At 64.5% G+C, this 17,515-nt stretch carries 18 protein-coding genes; 7 read left to right on the top strand and 11 right to left on the bottom strand.

Annotated features, from left to right (window positions below; all coding sequences use genetic code 11):
• The first annotated feature begins 2 nt into the window (after positions 1 to 2).
• Both V1Y59_RS19400 and V1Y59_RS19395 read left to right on the top strand, forming a co-directional pair.
• Positions 3 to 674, top strand: coding sequence for a TetR/AcrR family transcriptional regulator (locus tag V1Y59_RS19400; protein ID WP_330506686.1), 672 nt, complete (start codon positions 3 to 5; stop codon positions 672 to 674).
• A 240-nt stretch (positions 675 to 914) separates the two neighbouring features.
• A complete protein-coding gene (locus V1Y59_RS19395) occupies positions 915 to 1,055 on the top strand; it encodes a hypothetical protein (protein ID WP_330506685.1) in 141 nt (46 codons plus the stop codon).
• Positions 1,056 to 1,208: 153 nt separating this feature from the next.
• On the opposite strand, the gene V1Y59_RS19390 is transcribed toward V1Y59_RS19395, so the two are convergent.
• From V1Y59_RS19390 to V1Y59_RS19375, 4 genes are all read right to left on the bottom strand, one after another.
• Complete coding sequence (locus tag V1Y59_RS19390) at positions 1,209 to 1,727, bottom strand: SRPBCC family protein (protein ID WP_330506684.1); 519 nt, start codon at positions 1,725 to 1,727, stop codon at positions 1,209 to 1,211.
• Positions 1,724 to 2,365: a TetR/AcrR family transcriptional regulator gene (locus V1Y59_RS19385; protein ID WP_330506682.1), complete on the bottom strand. Its 642-nt coding sequence runs from the start codon at positions 2,363 to 2,365 to the stop codon at positions 1,724 to 1,726. Before V1Y59_RS19385 ends, V1Y59_RS19390 begins: the two co-directional genes overlap by 4 nt.
• A gap of 91 nt (positions 2,366 to 2,456) precedes the next feature.
• Positions 2,457 to 2,933 (bottom strand): nitroreductase/quinone reductase family protein, encoded by a 477-nt coding sequence (locus V1Y59_RS19380; RefSeq protein WP_330506681.1) that lies wholly within the window; start codon positions 2,931 to 2,933, stop codon positions 2,457 to 2,459.
• Entirely contained in the window at positions 2,930 to 3,703 is a 774-nt protein-coding gene (locus tag V1Y59_RS19375) for a glucose 1-dehydrogenase (protein WP_330506680.1), read from the bottom strand. Before V1Y59_RS19375 ends, V1Y59_RS19380 begins: the two co-directional genes overlap by 4 nt.
• A gap of 138 nt (positions 3,704 to 3,841) precedes the next feature.
• Here V1Y59_RS19375 and V1Y59_RS19370 point away from each other — a divergent pair, with 138 nt between their 5' ends.
• Positions 3,842 to 4,471 carry a TetR/AcrR family transcriptional regulator gene (locus V1Y59_RS19370; protein ID WP_330506679.1) on the top strand — a complete coding sequence of 210 codons (630 nt, stop codon included), beginning with the start codon at positions 3,842 to 3,844 and terminating at the stop codon, positions 4,469 to 4,471.
• A gap of 44 nt (positions 4,472 to 4,515) precedes the next feature.
• Here V1Y59_RS19370 and V1Y59_RS19365 read toward each other — a convergent pair whose 3' ends face one another.
• Entirely contained in the window at positions 4,516 to 5,358 is an 843-nt protein-coding gene (locus V1Y59_RS19365) for a hypothetical protein (protein ID WP_330506678.1), read from the bottom strand.
• Positions 5,359 to 6,046: 688 nt separating this feature from the next.
• On the opposite strand from V1Y59_RS19365, the gene V1Y59_RS19360 reads away from it, so the two are divergent.
• Positions 6,047 to 6,721: a DNA alkylation repair protein gene (locus tag V1Y59_RS19360; RefSeq protein ID WP_330506677.1), complete on the top strand. Its 675-nt coding sequence runs from the start codon at positions 6,047 to 6,049 to the stop codon at positions 6,719 to 6,721.
• A gap of 781 nt (positions 6,722 to 7,502) precedes the next feature.
• Here the strand turns inward: V1Y59_RS19360 and V1Y59_RS19355 are convergent.
• The 6 genes from V1Y59_RS19355 to V1Y59_RS19330 all read right to left on the bottom strand — a co-directional run bounded on the left by V1Y59_RS19355 (position 7,503) and on the right by V1Y59_RS19330 (position 13,707).
• Positions 7,503 to 8,582, bottom strand: a complete 1,080-nt coding sequence (locus V1Y59_RS19355; RefSeq protein WP_330506676.1) for an amidohydrolase family protein — start codon at positions 8,580 to 8,582, stop codon at positions 7,503 to 7,505.
• Positions 8,583 to 8,726: 144 nt separating this feature from the next.
• On the bottom strand, positions 8,727 to 10,277 hold the full coding sequence (locus tag V1Y59_RS19350; protein ID WP_330506675.1) for an MFS transporter: 1,551 nt from the start codon (positions 10,275 to 10,277) through the stop codon (positions 8,727 to 8,729).
• A complete protein-coding gene (dmpG, locus tag V1Y59_RS19345) occupies positions 10,270 to 11,322 on the bottom strand; it encodes a 4-hydroxy-2-oxovalerate aldolase (protein WP_330506674.1) in 1,053 nt (350 codons plus the stop codon). The genes V1Y59_RS19350 and dmpG overlap by 8 nt, the downstream gene beginning before the upstream one ends.
• Positions 11,319 to 12,275, bottom strand: coding sequence for an acetaldehyde dehydrogenase (acetylating) (locus V1Y59_RS19340; RefSeq protein WP_330506673.1), 957 nt, complete (start codon positions 12,273 to 12,275; stop codon positions 11,319 to 11,321). Before V1Y59_RS19340 ends, dmpG begins: the two co-directional genes overlap by 4 nt.
• 11 nt (positions 12,276 to 12,286) lie before the next feature.
• Positions 12,287 to 13,081 carry a 2-keto-4-pentenoate hydratase gene (locus tag V1Y59_RS19335; RefSeq protein WP_330506672.1) on the bottom strand — a complete coding sequence of 265 codons (795 nt, stop codon included), beginning with the start codon at positions 13,079 to 13,081 and terminating at the stop codon, positions 12,287 to 12,289.
• Positions 13,078 to 13,707 carry a TetR/AcrR family transcriptional regulator gene (locus tag V1Y59_RS19330; RefSeq protein WP_330506671.1) on the bottom strand — a complete coding sequence of 210 codons (630 nt, stop codon included), beginning with the start codon at positions 13,705 to 13,707 and terminating at the stop codon, positions 13,078 to 13,080. The genes V1Y59_RS19335 and V1Y59_RS19330 overlap by 4 nt, the downstream gene beginning before the upstream one ends.
• 165 nt (positions 13,708 to 13,872) lie before the next feature.
• On the opposite strand from V1Y59_RS19330, the gene V1Y59_RS19325 reads away from it, so the two are divergent.
• The 3 genes from V1Y59_RS19325 to V1Y59_RS19315 are packed head-to-tail and all read left to right on the top strand — an operon-like array spanning position 13,873 to position 17,347.
• Entirely contained in the window at positions 13,873 to 15,435 is a 1,563-nt protein-coding gene (locus tag V1Y59_RS19325; protein WP_330506670.1) for a bifunctional 3-(3-hydroxy-phenyl)propionate/3-hydroxycinnamic acid hydroxylase, read from the top strand.
• Positions 15,436 to 15,446: 11 nt separating this feature from the next.
• Positions 15,447 to 16,313: an alpha/beta fold hydrolase gene (locus V1Y59_RS19320; protein ID WP_330506668.1), complete on the top strand. Its 867-nt coding sequence runs from the start codon at positions 15,447 to 15,449 to the stop codon at positions 16,311 to 16,313.
• A gap of 11 nt (positions 16,314 to 16,324) precedes the next feature.
• Positions 16,325 to 17,347, top strand: coding sequence for a VOC family protein (locus tag V1Y59_RS19315; RefSeq protein ID WP_330506666.1), 1,023 nt, complete (start codon positions 16,325 to 16,327; stop codon positions 17,345 to 17,347).
• The last annotated feature ends 168 nt before the right edge of the window (positions 17,348 to 17,515 follow it).

The raw sequence follows: 17,515 nt of genomic DNA, 5'->3' as shown, positions 1-17,515 counted from the left end.
TCGTGCCGGACAGTGGCAGTTCGTCCGCTGCGGTGCCGCTGCCTCGCGGTCGGCACAAGCTCTCCGCCGACGAGGTGCGCGCATCGCAACGAGCGCGTCTACTCCAGGCGATGGAGGAACTCGTCGATGAACTCGGCTACGCCGGAGCGAGTGTGCCGAAGGTGGTGCGGAGGGCGCGGGTGTCCGACCGCACCTTCTACTCGCTGTTCGCGGACAAGGCGGATTGTTTCATCGCGGTCTGCGAGCAACTCGGTGACGGTCTACGAGAGCTGATGACCCAGTCGGTGGCCGGGATCGCCGACGTCGACGATCCGTTCCGTGCATTCGACGAAGGCCTCACCCAGTATCTTGATCTGTGGGCCCAGCGACCCGCCGCATCCTGGGCCTACTTCGTGGAACTTCCGGCGGTGGGCGAGCGGGCATTCGAATCCCGGGACGGCCGTGCCGCGCTCTTCGCGGAAGCGTTGCGGCGTATCGGAATCGCACTCCGCGACCGTGCCGGGATCGCCGGCGAGCCGTCAACGATCGAGGCGACTGCGGCAGCCGCGGTCGCGGTCGAGTTGGTTGCCCGCGAAGTCCGCGCCCGACGTATCGACACCCTGCAGTCGATTCACCACGATCTCCATCATGTGCTGCTACTCCTGCTGCTGGGACGGGCGCCCGACGGGTGTTGACGCCAAACCCGGGCCGAGTGATCGGGGACTGGGCCCACGCGTTGTCGATTTGTTCCCGGAGAGTGTCGACAATCCTTGATCTCGGGCAATGATTTTCGATCGACAGTCGCGCCCATGTGATTGTGGTATCCATGAGTCATCGGGGGTTCCGCGCTGGATGACGGGTACATCTTCACGACTGTGCACGTCGGTCACTCAGAGATGGTCCATCGCAATCTCTTTGGAGAATCTGGACTTCCGATGAGCTCGACCGCAAACATTCGCCATCCAGAAAGGCAGGCCATGCTCATCGAAATCGTCGAGGCGATCAGAACCCTTCACGTCGGCGCCTATGACTTACTGCTTGCTCTCCTGTCCACCGGAAGCGCCGGCAGCAGCTAGCCATTCGCGTCCCAAACACTCTGCGCGGCTGCGTCGTTGACGATCGGATTGTCTGGCCGCTATGGGAACGGGTAACAACGCCGTCATCCCGTGACGTGTCGAAGGTCAAATGACACGTAAGCGAACCGACGGTTTCCTGTTCCTTCACCGGCCTCAGGTTGCTGCTGCGTCAGTGGCCGGTTCGGCGGGGGTCGCGGGCGGCTCGAGGATCTCCGCGATCCGCGCCAGGGTGGCCTCCATGCCAATGCGTAGGTCACCGGCCTGATCCTTGCGGCCGTAGAGTCCACCGATGATGAACCAGCCGACGGGAGAGACCGGCTTCTCCGCGAGATAGGACTCGCGGATCCGGGTACCGCCGTTCTCGGCGATGAGCTCGTAGCGCCACAGAATCGTGCCCGCGAATGCCTCGGTGCGCCGGAATGCGAACTCGCGCCCCGGTTCACACACCGCGACGATAGGACGGTTGGACCAGTTCGGCCTGGATCTACCGTCGTTCACCGCCTTGAACTCGGCCCCGACCGCGGGACCGGTGGCACCGCCGAGCCACGTGCAGCTGACCACATCGGGACTGAGGTCCGGAGTGCGGGTGACGTCGGAGATCAGGTCATAGACCGCCTGCGGTGTCGCGTTCACAAAGCGCTCGACGGTGTCGGTGGTGAGTTGCTGTCTCATCGGGGTTCCTCCTGGTGGTGCCTGACGAACATCGTCAGGGCAGATGTGGTCAGACTGCTGAACATGCCGTCCTCGAAAGAGGCCAGCGGCTGATTCGCCATCTGCTGAGAGCAGATGCCCGCGATGACGCTGCTGAAGAGCCTCATCGTCTCGTCGTTGTCCGCCCACGGTGCGAGTTCGCCCCGCTGGACCGCCTCGTGCAGATCGGCACGGATGCGGTCGACGAATTCCAGGCTCGGAGCGAAGGATTCCGGGCTGGGCTCGAAGCCAGGGATCGGCCTCCAGTACAGCAGTGGCCCGAACGCGCGACCGTCGCGCGTCATCGCCCACCGGACACACGCCTCGCCGGCCGCCACCAGACGCGGGAGGCCGGGTTCGAGATCGCGCACCGCATCGGCGACGAAGTCGTTCTCCAGCCGTTGGCCGCGGGCGAACAATGCGTCGTACAACGCGTGCAGCGACGGGAAGTACTTGTAGAGCGATGGAGGCTTCATCCCCATCCGTCGGGCGACCTCGGAGATCGAGACTGCTCCGGCTCCCTCGGAGAGGATGATGTCGCTGGCGTGAGCGACCGCCTCGTCCATCGCCTCGACACGGCGGCGGGATCGGCGGTCCATTGGGCTAATGGTTGTAGCCATGGCTATAGTGTGTAGCATTACGGGTCGACGGTCAAGGGGCGAGGCACTGTTCACCTGCCAGTTGGACTCCGGGGTGAGCGGGTGTTTGCGATCAGGGCTGAGCGCGAAAGCTGATCCGCATCAGCCTGCTGTCGGCCCAGTCCTCGAGTCGAGTAGGCCGGATGGTGCCCGGGTCGTGCGGCTGGTTGAGATCCGCGACGATCTCCACCAGGACGGCCCGGCGTTCGGCCGGATCGGTGACGGGTGTGGCATGGGCGGGTACATCGGAACGGACCCCTGTCTTGAGATGAAACGTGAAGTCGGGGTGGGCGAGCAGGTTCGCATGCCAGTCGGTGGCGGCAGCACCGGCGCCGCTACACAGGTACGTGTTGCCCCCGGCGCGGTAGAAGAAGATCTCGATGCGACGCGGCATGCCGGTGCGGCGCCCCGTGGTCGTGATGTCGACGATCCGCTCACGGGTCCCTGCGTCGGGCGTGATCTCGATGGCTCGCCGGACGTGATCGGCCAGGTGCGACAACGACGTATCTCGCGCCGAGTCATCTGATCCGGCCGTGCCTGGACTGGTCACGCGGCCCGGAGAGCGGGACCGAGGAGGAGCCCTCCGTCGATTACGTACTCCGACCCGGTGATGAACGACGCCTCCGATGAGGCAAGGAACATGACGAGCCGGGTGACATCCATGGGCTCCCCGAGTCGGGGGACAGCGAATGGCTCGGGGGAGTAGAAGTCGGCGATCGCCGCGGTGGCGCCGGCGGCCGGCTCTTGGATGAAGGGGGTCGCGATCACGCCGGGGTGAATGGTGTTCACGCGGATGCGATCCCGGCCGAGTTCGAGTGCTGCTGTCTGCGTGAGACCTCGCACGGCCCACTTGCTGGCGACGTACGGCGCGTAGTGCGCCGTACCTCCCATGCCCATCGTCGAGGCGATGTTGACGATGGCTCCGCCGGTGGCGCGACGCAGAGCGGGCGCGGCTGCCTTGATGCCGAGAAACGTACCCGTGAGGTTGATGTCGAGGATGCGCGACCACGTGGTCTGATCGGTTTCTTCGATCGGGGCCGGCGGGTTCTGAACGCCCGCGTTGTTGACGAGCACATGCAGGGCGCCGAATGTTCTCTCGGTTGCGCGGACCGCGGCCGACCACGAGTCCTCGTCGGTGACGTCGAGGTGGGTGAAGAAGGCACGGTCTCCGAGCTCATCGGCGAGAGCGGCGCCACGGTCGGCGTTGATGGCGCCGATCACGACATTGGCTCCCTCCGCATGGAGCGCGCGGACGTGACTCGATCCCTGGCCACCGGTCCCGCCGGTTACGAGCACGGTCTGGTTGGCGAAGCGGCGCATCAGATTTCCTTCGTTTCGTAGCTGACTGGCTTGAACGGCAACGGCTGCCAACAATGGTGAGTTGGTCGACTCGCCACTCAATTGACACTAAGCCGACGAGGGTGGAGAGTCAAGCCACTCACCTCGTAGACTTCGGGCATGAGTAGGGACGTACCGACATACCACCAACGCGTCGCCCAGGAGAAGCGCAAGCTGATCGTGACGGCCGCGACCGCTCTGTTCCTGGAGCTGGGTTACGACCGGACGTCGTTGGCACGGATCGCCGAACGGTCAGGCGTTTCGCGAGCCACCTTGTTCAAGCAGTTTCCGACCAAGGCCGCACTTTTCGATGCGATGGTGATCGAGTCCTGGACGACCGCCGACGAAGAGGATCCGCCGACGGCGGGCAACGTCGTCGACGGTCTCGGTTCCCTCGGCCACCGCTACGCGGAGTTGTTGAGCCGACCCCAGATGACCGACCTGTTCCGCATCGTCATCGCCGAGTTGCCGCGATTCCCCGAACTCGCCAATGCACAGTTCTCGCAAGGGAAGATGCCCTACTTCGAGTCCTTGCGGAAGTACCTCCTGGCGGAGCATGAGGCGGGAACCGTGCGGGTCGACGATCTGGAACTCGCAGCGACGCAGTTCCTCGGCATGATCTCCAACTACGTCTTCTGGCCGACCCTCCTCGTTCCGGGCTGGGAGGTGAGCGCCGAGCGCGTCGCCGAGGTGGTCGATGAGGCGGTCCGCACCACCGTCGCCAGGTACGCGGCGGGTGGCCCGGGGTAATCGAACGATTGACCCCACCGACCACGCATGAGCCCAACCGTCACTCAGGCCGCGTCGAGCGTGGCGATCGATCCGTCGGTGTAGCGAAGACTGTTGCGCTGCAGCGCGGTTCCAATTCTCGCCAGCAGCTCAACACAGGGCCCGAGCGGGCCTGGCACATCGACACCACGGGCCGTGCTGACGTCGAAACATGTCACCTCGGTGAGGGTGGACGACCGCCATCCGTCGCCGCGCAGCCATTGCAGATCACGACTGCGCGTGAGTGGAGCCAACATCAGTCGGCGCGGACCATCCGCAGTGACCGCGCCTGACGCACCACCGCGCTCGAGTCTCTTGGTCCACCACAGCACGCCGTCGACGTCGACCTCGGGCATCGTCTGCCCGTCGGGAAGGCTCTCGCGCACCCGGATCGGGGACTTGCCGAAGACGAACAATCCGGAACCGCCTATGCCCGTGAGGCTTCGCGCGTCTCCCGGTGCAACCTCGATCGACGCGAGCGCGTCATTCACCGCTTCGGGTACCCACACCGGCGTCAGGTCCCGCAGCACCTCAACCGCCATGGTCGAGTGCAACAGGTTCCCGCCAATCATGCGGTGGAGCGAGTCGTTGTCCAGTTGCTGTGCTACGACCTCATCGAACTCGGCATCACCTGGACCGCGGCCCGCGTCGACAAGTGCGTCCAGCGCGGCTTCGTATTCGGTGTCGCGCGCACCAACCATGTCCAGGTATGCCGCCCATTCGACAGACAGATCGCGATATGCCTGGGCGAGCTCCCGGTGTATTCGCGGCAGACCCCCGGACAACCACGGACGCGCGGGACCGACCTCGCGCCTGCTGTGTGTGTGGCCTCGTCGGCCCGATCTCGGTGTGCGATGTGCCCTCGACATGTGGGCAACAGTAGGAGAGTTGGGCGCCCGGACCCTGGGCCGCGTCCACAGTCGCGCCGTCTATCCACAGCGACCCCGCAGCCTCACGCAAGAGCGTGGAGATGGCCTAAAATCCCACATTCGTCACGGTGACGAACTCGGCAACCCGGGTCGCTCGGTGACTGTGCCCCACCACGAGGTTGACCGGCGGGGGAGCGACGCCAGGCCGCTGTCGATGCTGCAAGCTCCGCCGTGACTCACTTGGTCTCGGGTATCCCGAGACTCTGCCGTGTCCCGCTATCGCGATCCGCTCGCCTGTCGACGGAGGTCGCAGCGAGATTCGCGAACATGGTGCTGGTGGACTGAAAAGAATCGGCGGTAGCTGCGTAGCGATCGGAGAGTGTCGTAAACGCCTCGGCGAGTTCGGGTGGTCCGACTACCTCCATCGGCACCTCGAACCTCCCGAAGGAAGTAGCGAGGGCGCCCCATGACCACGAACATGTCTCGAGGATGCATCTGTCATCGGTGAGGGCGCGAGCCGAGCCGTCGCCGACGAAGGGGAGCACTGAGCGAACAGGCAGATCGAGGATGACCGACCCTCGACATGGCCATTCGTTGACGTCTGAGCCTTTGAAACGTGCCGATACAAACTCTGTTTATGCCGGATACTTACTTACGGTCTGCGCAATCACGAGCAGGACGGAACCGAATGACCGAGTACCTCACCCAGATCGAGGCCGCCCTGCGCGACCAGCACAGCCCGGCGGCCAAGGAGACAATCGTCCGGCGCCTCCCGCCGGACAGCGGCCTGGAAGCGATCGGCGTCCGGATGAAGGACGTCTTCGCCACGGCCAAAGCGTGGACAGACCTCGACCTCGCCGAGGTCCCCGGGCTGTTGTCCAGTGGCCTGTACGAGGTGCGCGTGGTCGGTGTCTCGATCTTGGACTTCAAGGCACGACGACGCGGCCTCGACGATGACGATCGCCGACGCCTCTACGAGACCTATCTGGACCACCACGAGTACTTCAATCTGTGGGACTTCGTCGACCGGGCCGCCCCACGAGTCGTCGGCTGGTACCTGCTCGACAAGTCACGGCAACCGCTGTTCGACCTCGCGCAGTCCGGGAGGCCCATTGAGCGGCGAACGGCGATCACCGCGGCGTTCTGGATCATCCGGCAAGGCGACCTCGACGACCCTCTCGCTCTCGCGGAACTGCTGGTCGAGGACCCCAGTGAACTCGTCACCCGACCAGTGGGCACCGCGCTGCGCGAGGTCGGCAATATCGACGAACAACGCCTGCTCGATTTCCTCGCCGCTCACCGAGACCGGATGAGCCGACCTACCCTTCGCCTCGCCACTTCCTCACTGACCGAAGACATCTGACGAACCTCGAAGATCCATATCAAGCCGACACGCTCGTGGCTGCTCTCACCGGCTCGGCGTCGGAACTATGGGACCGCACCGAATGCCGAAGCGGTCCCGGACGGTATTCAGGGCTTGCCGGTAGTGCCGTCGATCGGCACGCCCGTTTTCCTGAAAGGTCATCAGTCCCGGCATGCGCTCGTCCAGAGTGATCCGCCCCGGCGTGTCCGGAGATTCTCGTTGTTTTGCTAGCGGGAGGATTGACGGATCGGTTCACAGAGGTATCCAGCGGAGTTGCGGGAGTCAGCGGTGACGATGGTCACCGATGTTCGTGGTGAGCATTCCACGGAGTAGGCGGCGATCCGGCATGTCGCGGAGTTGCTGGGCATCACCACGCCGGAGGCGCTGCGTAATGGGTGCGCCGATGCCCACGCTGGTCCAGGCCGCTGTCGATCACGCAATCAACGACCGTATGTGGAGTGGCACAAACGATTTTGAGTCTCCCATCCATTACAGCGACGTCGGTTCACAGTATGCGGCGGTCGCGTACTCCACCGCGTTGACCGACGGGGTAAAATGCTGCCGTCGAGGCGCCCTGGGACGGTCTGAGCGACCTGCAGATCAGCCCCGGGGAATGAGGCCACTGGTACAACCACGAGCGCCCCAACGGCTACTGCAACCACCTCACACCCGCGCACGCCGAACGGCTCCCGACTCCGACGTTTGCTGCGATTGCGAAACCGTACGACTGGTTTCCCCTGTGCCGGTGCATTTTTGATGATCCGGCTACGGATCGAGTCCGTCAGCTCACGGCGGCGCGCAAGCGGGGGAGATGCTGCAACGCGTTGATGCGTTCGATCTCGTAGCGCTGGCTGGCGTTGAAGACGTCGCTCAATCCGCGAGCGGGGTCGCCGTCGCCTTCGAGGAACACGGTTTGGCTGAACGGCCAGTCGGAGCCGAAGACGATATGAGAGCGCGGTGCGACTGCCAGGACCGACCGCATTGCGGCTGCGGACGCGCTCAGGGCGGTGTCGAAGTAGAACGTACGGATCAGTTGTTGCACATCGAGGGCCGAGGGTCGGGGAGCGCCGGCAGGCCAATGGTTGCCGACGGGCGTTTCGGCAAGGACGCCGATGCGCCACGACAGGAATGGCAACGTCCCGCCGGCATGGGAGAGCTGGAACCGGATGCCGGGGTAGCGGCGCAGGGTGCCGCCCGCGAGCATCAGGGTTGCTGCGCGGGTTGTGTCGAAAGTGAATTCTTCGAGGAAGTCCGGAAGTGGGAGTGAGGGTTTGGCGTTGTCCGGGATCGCGGCGGGGTGGACGAAGACGAACGCCTTGCGGCGGTTGAGCGCTGCCATGAGCGGTTCGAATCGAGGATCGCCGAGGTAGACGCCGTCGTACGCAGACAACAGCACCACTCCGTCGAGGTGGAGGGTGTCGAGTGCGTACTCGAGCTCGGCGATCGAAGCTGCGACGTCGGGCATGGGAAGCACTGCGAACGCGCCGAAGCGGGTGCGGTGTGTTCGGAACAGTCGGGCGGCGTAGGTGTTGCAGTAGCGGGCAAGATCACGGGCATCCTTGCCGTGCAGGAAGGACACGCCCGGGTCGGACACCGAGAGTGCCTGGGATTGAATGCCCCAGCGGTCCATGAAGTCGATCGCTGACTCCGGCGACCACTGCGGGGTGGGATAGCCGCCGATGGTGAAGTGCCCGTGTTCGAGCAGCGCGGCACGGTACTCCGGTGGGAGGAAATGGGCGTGTAAGTCGATTCGGTACCGCCCCGAGGGTGCAGGCGCAGCACCCGCTGGCGCAGCGCTCGTCGCAACTGCGGCCCCGGCAGCCACCGCTCCGGCACCGATGAGTAGTGATCGACGGCTCACGGCGGACGGAGACTCAATGTTGCTGGGCAAGCATGGATTCGGGGTAGTAGTCATCGACTGTGGACCTTTCGGGGGTGAAGTGGTGTTGCTACGCCGAGATCGAAAATCTCGGCTGGATACGGGTATCAGATGGCTAGGGGCCAGTCATCGGTTGTCGGCGGCGTCGCTGTCGGGTTGTTGTCGAGGAGCTTTGAGGGCGCATCCGATCGCAGCGACGAGTAGAACGACAGCGACCGAGATCATCGACGCGGACATACCATCGATGAAGGCGCCGCGAACCGCGGCGCCGAGTTGTGCACCTGGTGGACCGCCAAGTTGTTCCGCAGCGGCAAGACCGCCGGCGGCCGAGTCCCGGACCGCATCGGCGGCCTGGGCGGGAAGCGTGGTGAGGTCGGGCAGGTGCTTGCTGTACTGGCTGGAGAACACCGAGCCCATGATCGCGATGCCGACAGCCGAGCCGACCTCGCGCGTGGTGTCGTTCATGGCGGAAGCGACGCCTTGATGGTCACGTGTGAGGGAACCGACGATGGCGCTGGTACCGGTGGAGCTGGCCAAACCGATGCCGAGACCGGCCACGATCAGGCCGCCGAGAAACGGGCCGTACCCGGAGTCCACGTGCAAGCGTGAAATCCAGAGCAGGCCAACCGCAATGAGCGCCAGCCCGGCGGCCATCACATACTTCAGGCCCACCCACGACACCAGGCGCGGAGTGACTGCGGCAGTCGGCATCACCACTGCTGCCACGGGGATCAATGCGATCGCGGCGAGCAGCGGGCTGTAGTCGAGGATGAGTTGCAGGTACTGCAACCCCACGAAGAAGAACCCGAAGATCGCCATGAACTGGGTCAACACGACGATGGCGCCCGCCCGAAAACCCGGTAGTCCGAACAACTGCGGGTCCAGCAGTGGGTGTTGGGTGCGCATCCCTTGGACTGCGTAGACGACGAAGCCGAGAACGCAGACTCCCGCACAGATGAGGACCGGGACAGTTGTCCAGCCACGATCGTTGCCTTCGATGATCGCGAAGACCAGCGTGCCGATTGCGATAGATGTTGCCAGCGCACCGATCACATCGAATCTATGGGGGTGGTGATCACGGGTGTTCGGCGCCAAGACTGCGGCGGCGACCGCGGCCACCACGCCGACTGCGGCGCTCGTGACGAAGATCGATTCCCATCCCCAGCGTTCGAGCAGCGCTCCGGCGACGAGCATGCCGATGATCGCTCCGGCCGCGGCGAATCCCGACCAGATCGCCACACCCTTGCTGCGCTCCTCGGGTGGGAAGGTGGCGGTGATCGTCGACAGGGTGCCCGGCATGATCATCGCTGCACCCACACCCATCACCACCCGTGCTGCGATCAGCGAAATCGTGGAGTCTGCGTATGCGGCCGCCAAGGATGCGGCGGCGAATACGACCGCGCCGACGATGAGCACCGAGCGCCTGCCGATACGGTCGCCGACCGCACCGAGCGGCAGAACCAGCGCCGCCAACGCGACGGTGTACCCGTCGGCGATCCAGGTCAGGGCCGTGTTGTCCGCCCCGAGGCTGATCGCCAGGTCGGGGAGCGCGAGATTGAGCGCGGACACCGAGGCCACGACAAGTATGAGCGCCAGGCACATCGCGAAGAGCACTCCACGGTGCCCCCACCGCCCGGACGGCAGCTCGGCGCCTGGGGAGAAGGACGACTCAGACATTGGCCGTCGCGTCATCGTCGACCTCAGACGCCTGCGATCGACTGCCGGCAACCAGATCGAGCGCGATGTCGACGAGCATGTCTTCTTGACCACCGACCATGCCGCGGCGGCCCGCTTCCAACAGGACGCTGCGTGCATCGATGTCGTAGCGTTCGGCGATGGTCTCGGCGTGGCGCAGGAAGCTGGAATACACCCCCGCGTAGCCCAGAGTCAGCGTTTCGCGATCGACGCGCACGGGACGGTCCTGCAACGGGCGGACGATGTCGTCGGCGGCGTCCTCGAGCGCATTGAGATCACAGCGGTGGTCGATACCGAGACGCGAGGCGGCTGCCACGAACACCTCCAGCGGGGCGTTACCTGCGCCGGCGCCCATACCGGCCAGCGACGCGTCGACACGATTGGCGCCATGCTCGACCGCCACCAGCGAGTTGGCCACACCCAGGGAGAGATTGTGGTGCGCGTGGATGCCGATCTCGGTGTCGCCATGCAGCACTCCGCGCAAAGCGTCGCAGCGCTCGGCGACGTCACGCATGGTCATCGCACCGCCCGAATCGACGACATACACGCAGGTCGCACCGTATGACTCCATCAAGACCGCTTGACGGGCCAGCTCGTGCGGGGTGGCCATATGACTCATCATCAGAAAGCCGACGGTGTCCATGTCGAGTTCACGGGCAGCCGCGATGTGTTGGGCGGAGATGTCCGCTTCGGTGCAGTGTGTCGCGATACGGACGGTGCGCGCACCGGCGCGGTAGGCGTCTTTGAGGTGGTGCACGGTTCCGATCCCGGGCAGTAACAGAGTCGCCACGGTTGCGCGGTTGACTGCGCCGGCCACGGCTTCGATCCATTCCAAATCGGTGTGGGCACCGAAACCGTAGATGCAGCTGGAACCGGCAAGTCCGTCGCCGTGCGCGACCTCGATCGAATCGACGCCCGCGGCGTCGAGTGCCGTCGCGATGGCAACCACTTGCTCGGTCGTGAACTGGTGCCGGACCGCGTGCATGCCGTCTCGCAGGGTGACGTCACTGACGTAAACGGTGGTCATGAGGTGACTCCGGTGGACTGGGTGGCGTGGACTGCGATGCGTTCGGCGGTGGCTTTGGCGGCCGAGGTCATGATGTCGAGATTGCCGGCGTAGGCGGGCAAATAGTGGGCTGCGCCGGTCACTTCGAGCATCGTGGTGACCCGTGTACCGCTGAACTTGCCGGTCTCGGGGATGTAGAGCGGGTTGTCCGCGGTGAACGTCTCGAATTGCACGCGTTGCTTGAGCCGGTAGCCGGGCACATACCCGTTGACCCGTTGGACCATCTCGGTGATCGACGCTTCGATCGCCGAATGGTCGGTGTCCCCGTCGACGAGGCAATACACGGTGTTGCGCATGAGGATCGGCGGGTCGGCCGGGTTGAGAATCATCACTGCTTTTCCGCGTTGCGCGCCGCCGACATCGCGCAACGCGGTGGCGGTGGTCTCGGTGAACTCGTCGATGTTCGCACGAGTTCCCGGGCCCGCTGATCTGGAGGAGATCGAGGAGATGATCTCCGCGTACGACACGGGGGAGACTGCGTCGACGGCGGCGGCGATCGGGACGGTCGCCTGCCCGCCACAGGTCACCATGTTCAGGTTCGGCGCATCCAGGTGTTCATCGAGGTTGACCACCGGTACGCAGAACGGGCCGATTGACGCTGGCGTGAGGTCGAGCACCCGGGCCTTGGTGGGCTCGAGTTTGCTCCAGTTGGCGCGGTGTGCGCCGGCAGAGGTGGCGTCGAAAACCATTCGGACATCGGCGAACTCGTCCATCGCGAGCAACCCGTCGATACCTTTGGCGGTGGTGGCGACGCCGAATCGCTGGGCACGGGCCAAGCCGTCGGAGTTCGGGTCGATCCCCACCATGGCGACCACCTCGAGGGGGCCGTCGCTGCGAAGGATCTTGATCATCAGATCGGTGCCGATGTTTCCCGAGCCGATGATGGCAACGGGATAGCGCTGTGTTGTGGTCATCAATGGATCTTTCAGGTGAAGTCGATGGAGACGCGGCCCAGGCCGGACAGGTCAGCGGTCGCTGTATCGCCGGCGCTGACGAAGACGGCCGAGGTGATCGATCCGGACATGACGAACTCTCCGGCATGCAGTCCGGTGTCGAAAGCGGCCAAGGCGTTTGCCAACCATGCCACCGCCTCGGCGGGGTGGCCGAGTACCGCGGTGGCTACCCCATGGTCGACCTGCTCGCCATTGACGTGCAGTGATGCGGAGATGTCGTCGAGGTCGGGTGCGTCGTTAATCGGCACCCAGGGGCCGAGGACAACTGCGGCGGAGCTGGCGTTGTCGGCGACGGTGTCGCACAGGGTGATTCGCCAATCGGCGATTCGGCTGTCCACGATCTCGAGGGCTGCGGCGACCGCGTCGGTCGCATCCAGGACGTCGGCGACGCCGACATCCGGGCCCCGCAGCGGACGGTTGAGCCGGAATGCGACCTCCGGCTCAACCCGTGGCGCGCACAGCGATGACAGCGGAATGGAGCCACCATCGGGGTGCACCATGGTGTCGAGGATGAATCCGTAGTCGGGTTCGTCGACTCCGAGCAACTGCTGCATCGGCGCGGACGTCAGACCGATCTTGCGGCCGACGAGTCGAGCGCCCTCGCCGAGCAGGCGAGTGAAATTGCGCTGTTGGATCGCATAGGCGCCGACCACGTCGAGGTCGGGGATGCTGTCGCTCAACGGAGGGATCGGTGCACTGTCGACCAACGCGCTGTGCAACCTGTCCGCCCAGGTATCCAAGTCGGCGGTGGGCAGGGGAGAGCTCATGAGTCCTCATCTCGGGTTGATTCGGCGAGCCGGAGTGCGGCATCGATGACCATGCGTCCGTGGAGATCGAACAGGGCAGGCAGATCCACTGAGTCACCGCCGATCTCCTTGGCGATGAAAAGACCGTCCGCGCCGGCCATGGCGTAGGTGGCGAGTTGATCGAGGGCCGCGGCATCGAGGTCCGGCGACATGTCCATCGCCGCTTCACGCAATTGGATCTGCGCTTGCGCACGCACCTGGAGATACATCTCGCGGGCGCGCGGTTCGACCGGTCGGCGTTCCAACGCGAGCATCAGCCCGAGCCGCAGAAAATCGGGTGACTCCAGCAGCGCCTTGGCCACCTGCATCGTCATCTCGGCGACCCGGTCACGGGGCGTCCCGTCGTCCGGCACGCTCCACGCCGACAACCATCGACCGAAACTGCGCTCGATCACGGCTGCAATGAGGTCGTCCTTGTCGGCGAAGTGCCAGTAAATCGAACTCGCGGGCAGCCCGCACCGCTTGCTGACCAGGTTGATACTCGTTCCCTCGTATCCGCGTTCACTGGCGATTTCGGTTGCCGCATCGAGGATCTTGGCCCTCGACGCCTCGCCGTTGGCGCGGCGTCGCCGCGATGTGTCTGCCATTGGTCCACCCTTCTGGAATCGGACGAGAGCATCCACCGATTAATGGAGTGGTCACTACGGTAAGTGCTTGACGGCTCGGGGTCAAGGACTTACCGTAGTGATCACTACAGATCGTTTTATCTGGCATCTCGCCCTGGCAGCGAGGTCTGGTTCGAGGAGATTTCTGTGTCCGACACTCCGCACTATGACGTCGCGATCATCGGCTATGGACCCACTGGGGTCACCGCGGCCAACCTCCTTGGTCAGCAAGGACTGAATGTGGTTGTTCTCGAACGTGATCCGGATATCTACGGTCGTGCCCGCGCGATATCGACAGACGAAGAGGTCATGCGTATCTGGCAGCAGGCTGGCCTGGCCGATCGCCTGCAGCAGGACATGCTTCCCGGCGGTGTCGTCGCTTTCGTCGACTCCGAGGGCAGGCCGTTCGCGGAGGTGCAGCCGACGTCGCGAGGCGCCGGCCACCCGCCCCAGCAGTTCATCTACCAACCCGCCGTCGACAAGACCTTGCGGGCCGGGGTGGAGCGGTTTCCCAATGTCACCGTGCTGACCCGACACGAGAGCCTCAAGGTGCTCACCGGCACCGAGAACGCCGAAATACTGGCGGCCGATCTGGCCGACGACAGCTTCGTCAGGATCCACGCGTCGTACGTTATCGCCGCTGACGGCGGGTCCTCGGCAACCCGGGGGCAGCTCGGGATCGGATATCAAGGCAAGACCTACACCGAACGCTGGGTCGTCATCGACACGAAGGTGCTCTGCGATTGGGACGGCAGCTCGCGACTGCGTTTTCACTGCGACCCGGCACGTCCCACGGTGGACTGTCCGACGCCGCTCGGTCATCACCGTTGGGAGTTCCCGGTCCGCGATGGCGAAGACGAGAACCACCTCGTCACCCACCAAGCCATCTGGTCCATCCTGCACAGCCAGGGAATCACCGAGGACAACGTCGAGATCCTGCGCGCGGTGGTGTACAGCCATCACGTGCGAGTGGCCGATCGTTGGCGAGTCGGCCGTGTGTTCCTCGCCGGCGACGCGGCGCACGCGATGCCTCCGTGGATCGGGCAGGGGATGGCATCAGGCGTCCGCGACGCCGCCAACCTGTGCTGGAAGCTCGCCGCGGTCATCGACGGAAGCCTCCCGGAGTCCGCGCTCGACAGCTACCAGCCCGAACGAGAACCTCACGTGCGCGAGACCACTGCACACGCTGTGTTCGCCGGCAAGGTGATCACCGAACGTCGCCCTTGGGCCGCGACGTTGCGCAATCACGCATTTCGGATGGTCTCGAGGTTCTCCCCGTTCCCACGGTGGATGGTGGACACCAAGTGGATCCCGGATGCCCACTATTCCAACGGACTGTTCAGCGACCAGACCCACCCGGCACGCGGATGGCAGATTCCACAGCCGTGGGTGCTCGACGAGCACGGATCACGCGTGCGCCTGGACCACGTACTGAGCGGTCGCTGGCGAGTACTCAGTCTCGACGGTCGCCACCACTCTGCGTGGCGCTCCTGTGGCGTGGAACACGTCAAAGTGTTGCCGTCGGTGTCGGCTCCAGAACCGGGCGCCGTCGTCGACGCCGACGACGAACTCCGCAGATGGTTCGGCAAGCACCACGCGTCGACAGTGGTTCTGCGCCCCGACGGCTTCGTCTATGGCGCGGCCGATTCCGGACAACCCCTCCCAGCACCGCCCGCAGGATTGCGTGCGGCGACCGCTACCTCACGATGAAGGAAATGCCGATGTTGGCCTCTGACAGCACCTCTCACACCATCACAGTCAACGGCGACACAGAGATCTTCTACACCGAGATCGGCACGGGCATTCCGATCGTGCTGCTGCACGGCGGCGGACCAGGCGCCTCGGGCCTGTCGAACTACGTTCGCAACATCGACACCCTGGCCACCCGTTTCCGGGTGATAGTGCCCGACCTGCCCGGCTACGGGCGCAGCAGCAAGAATCTCGATCAAACCGATCCGTTCGGCGCCCTCGCCGACGCAATCCGTGCCCTGCTCGATCACCTCGGACTCGATACCGCTCATCTGGTGGGCAATTCCTACGGCGGTGCCTGCGCGTTGCGACTGGCCCTGGACACACCGCACCGCGTCGACCGGCTGGTTTTGATGGGGCCAGGCGGAATCGGTACCACGCGCGGCGCTCCCACCAAGGGCCTCAACGCGCTCCTCGGCTACTACACCGGCTCGGGACCCAGTCGTGACAAGCTCGAAGACTTCATCCGCACATACCTGGTCTACGACGCAGAGGCCGTACCGGAGGCGGCGATCGAGGAGCGCTATCGCTCGTCGATCGACCCGGACGTCGTTGCCAACCCACCTCTGCGGCGACCATCTGGCCCCGGCGCGCTGAAGACCCTGTGGCGCATGGACTTCACTCGCGATTCACGCTTGCGCGCGCTCACAGCCCGCACCCTGGTCATCTGGGGCCAGAACGACAAGGTCAACCGTCCGTCGGGTGGCCAGATGCTAGTCGACCGGATGCCCAATGCCGACCTGATGATGCCTGCCCGAACCGGGCATTGGGTTCAGTGGGAACGTGCCGACCTGTTCAACCGCGTTGTCGCGGACTTCCTCGACGGCACCTACGAATGAAGGATCCGGCGATGAACACTTCCATCAACGACGCGCTCACGGTGTTCGGCAATGTGCACCTGGGGTACATCGTCATCGAAAGCCAACGATTCAGCGAGTGGCGACGATTCGGAAAAGATGCCATCGGAATGCATCTCGACGAGGTGTCGCCGGGGGTGATCCGATTCCGCCTCGACGACCATCAAGCGCGATTCATCATCGTTCGCGGCCCGGCCGAGGACGTCATCGCCCTTGGATGGGAACTCGACAACCATGAGTCGTTCGATGAGATCGTCGGCCGGGTGACCAATCGCGGCGTGCCCACTGTTGCCGGCACCGAGGAGGATGCCGCCATCCGCGGGGTGGAACGGCTGATCCGCTTTCCCGGTCCCAACCGTCTGGACCAGGAGATCTTCACCCGCGCACGCCTCACCGATGAACCGCTGGCGATGACCAACCGCGGCGGATTCGTCACCGGGACAGCCGGTATGGGACACGTGGCGATCACCTCGACCAAACCCCACCAGATGCGGGGCTACTACAACACCGTCTTTGACGCCCGCCTCACCGACTACATCGACGAGACCATCAGCGGAGCCAAGCTCAAGATTCGGTTCCTGCGAGTCAACGAACGCCATCACTCGATCGCCATCGCCAATGTTCGCACCCTGCCGATCAACCCGATCCGCACCCGGGTTCAGCATCTCAACATCGAGGTCGCCTCGCTCGACGACATGACCCAGGCCTACCAGCGAGTCAAGCAGTTGGGTTTCGGCATGGCGTTGTCGGTCGGGCAGCACACCAACGACAAGGAGCTGTCCTTCTATGCTCAGACACCGTCAGGCTTCGAGTGGGAGGTCGGGTGGAGTCCGCTCACCGTCGACGAGAAGACCTGGGAACCAAGCACTCACCGCGGTATCAGTATCTGGGGACACACACCTGAAGGGCAGACCATCGTCGACAAGCTCGATCAGTTCCGCCGTGGGGTGCTCTCGCTGCGCCATGCGGAGGATTCCGTGCCTGCGCTCGCAGGTGTGGGCATCCCGGACAACTGACGCACCGACCACAGACTGAGTAACCATCATGTTTTGAGGTTCCCCCCGAACCGTAGAGGCATCGATAATGAGGAGCACGATGCCAGAGAAGCGCAAGAAGTACGACCGGGAGTTTCGTGATGGGGCGGTCCGGATCGTCGAGGAGACGGGTAAGCCGATCGCCCAGGT

The sequence above is a fragment of the Gordonia prachuapensis genome (assembly GCF_036350515.1).
Lineage (GTDB): Bacteria > Actinomycetota > Actinomycetes > Mycobacteriales > Mycobacteriaceae > Gordonia > Gordonia prachuapensis.
The sequence above is the reverse complement of the archived record's forward strand: the minus strand, read 5'-3'. Positions and strand labels throughout refer to the sequence as shown.

Excerpts from the sequence above, each read along its gene's own strand:
- V1Y59_RS19375 (WP_330506680.1), bottom strand. The coding sequence starts at position 3,703 with ATGCGCCGCTTCGCCAACCAGACCGTGCTCGTAACCGGCGGGACCGGT.
- V1Y59_RS19360 (WP_330506677.1), top strand. The coding sequence starts at position 6,047 with ATGACCGAGTACCTCACCCAGATCGAGGCCGCCCTGCGCGACCAGCAC.
- V1Y59_RS19320 (WP_330506668.1), top strand. The coding sequence starts at position 15,447 with ATGTTGGCCTCTGACAGCACCTCTCACACCATCACAGTCAACGGCGAC.
- V1Y59_RS19350 (WP_330506675.1), bottom strand. The coding sequence starts at position 10,277 with ATGTCTGAGTCGTCCTTCTCCCCAGGCGCCGAGCTGCCGTCCGGGCGG.
- V1Y59_RS19365 (WP_330506678.1), bottom strand. The coding sequence starts at position 5,358 with ATGTCGAGGGCACATCGCACACCGAGATCGGGCCGACGAGGCCACACA.
- V1Y59_RS19335 (WP_330506672.1), bottom strand. The coding sequence starts at position 13,081 with ATGAGCTCTCCCCTGCCCACCGCCGACTTGGATACCTGGGCGGACAGG.
- V1Y59_RS19395 (WP_330506685.1), top strand. The coding sequence starts at position 915 with ATGAGCTCGACCGCAAACATTCGCCATCCAGAAAGGCAGGCCATGCTC.
- dmpG (WP_330506674.1), bottom strand. The coding sequence starts at position 11,322 with ATGACCACCGTTTACGTCAGTGACGTCACCCTGCGAGACGGCATGCAC.
- V1Y59_RS19390 (WP_330506684.1), bottom strand. The coding sequence starts at position 1,727 with ATGAGACAGCAACTCACCACCGACACCGTCGAGCGCTTTGTGAACGCG.
- V1Y59_RS19385 (WP_330506682.1), bottom strand. The coding sequence starts at position 2,365 with ATGGCTACAACCATTAGCCCAATGGACCGCCGATCCCGCCGCCGTGTC.
- V1Y59_RS19340 (WP_330506673.1), bottom strand. The coding sequence starts at position 12,275 with ATGACCACAACACAGCGCTATCCCGTTGCCATCATCGGCTCGGGAAAC.
- V1Y59_RS19330 (WP_330506671.1), bottom strand. The coding sequence starts at position 13,707 with ATGGCAGACACATCGCGGCGACGCCGCGCCAACGGCGAGGCGTCGAGG.
- V1Y59_RS19370 (WP_330506679.1), top strand. The coding sequence starts at position 3,842 with ATGAGTAGGGACGTACCGACATACCACCAACGCGTCGCCCAGGAGAAG.
- V1Y59_RS19315 (WP_330506666.1), top strand. The coding sequence starts at position 16,325 with ATGAACACTTCCATCAACGACGCGCTCACGGTGTTCGGCAATGTGCAC.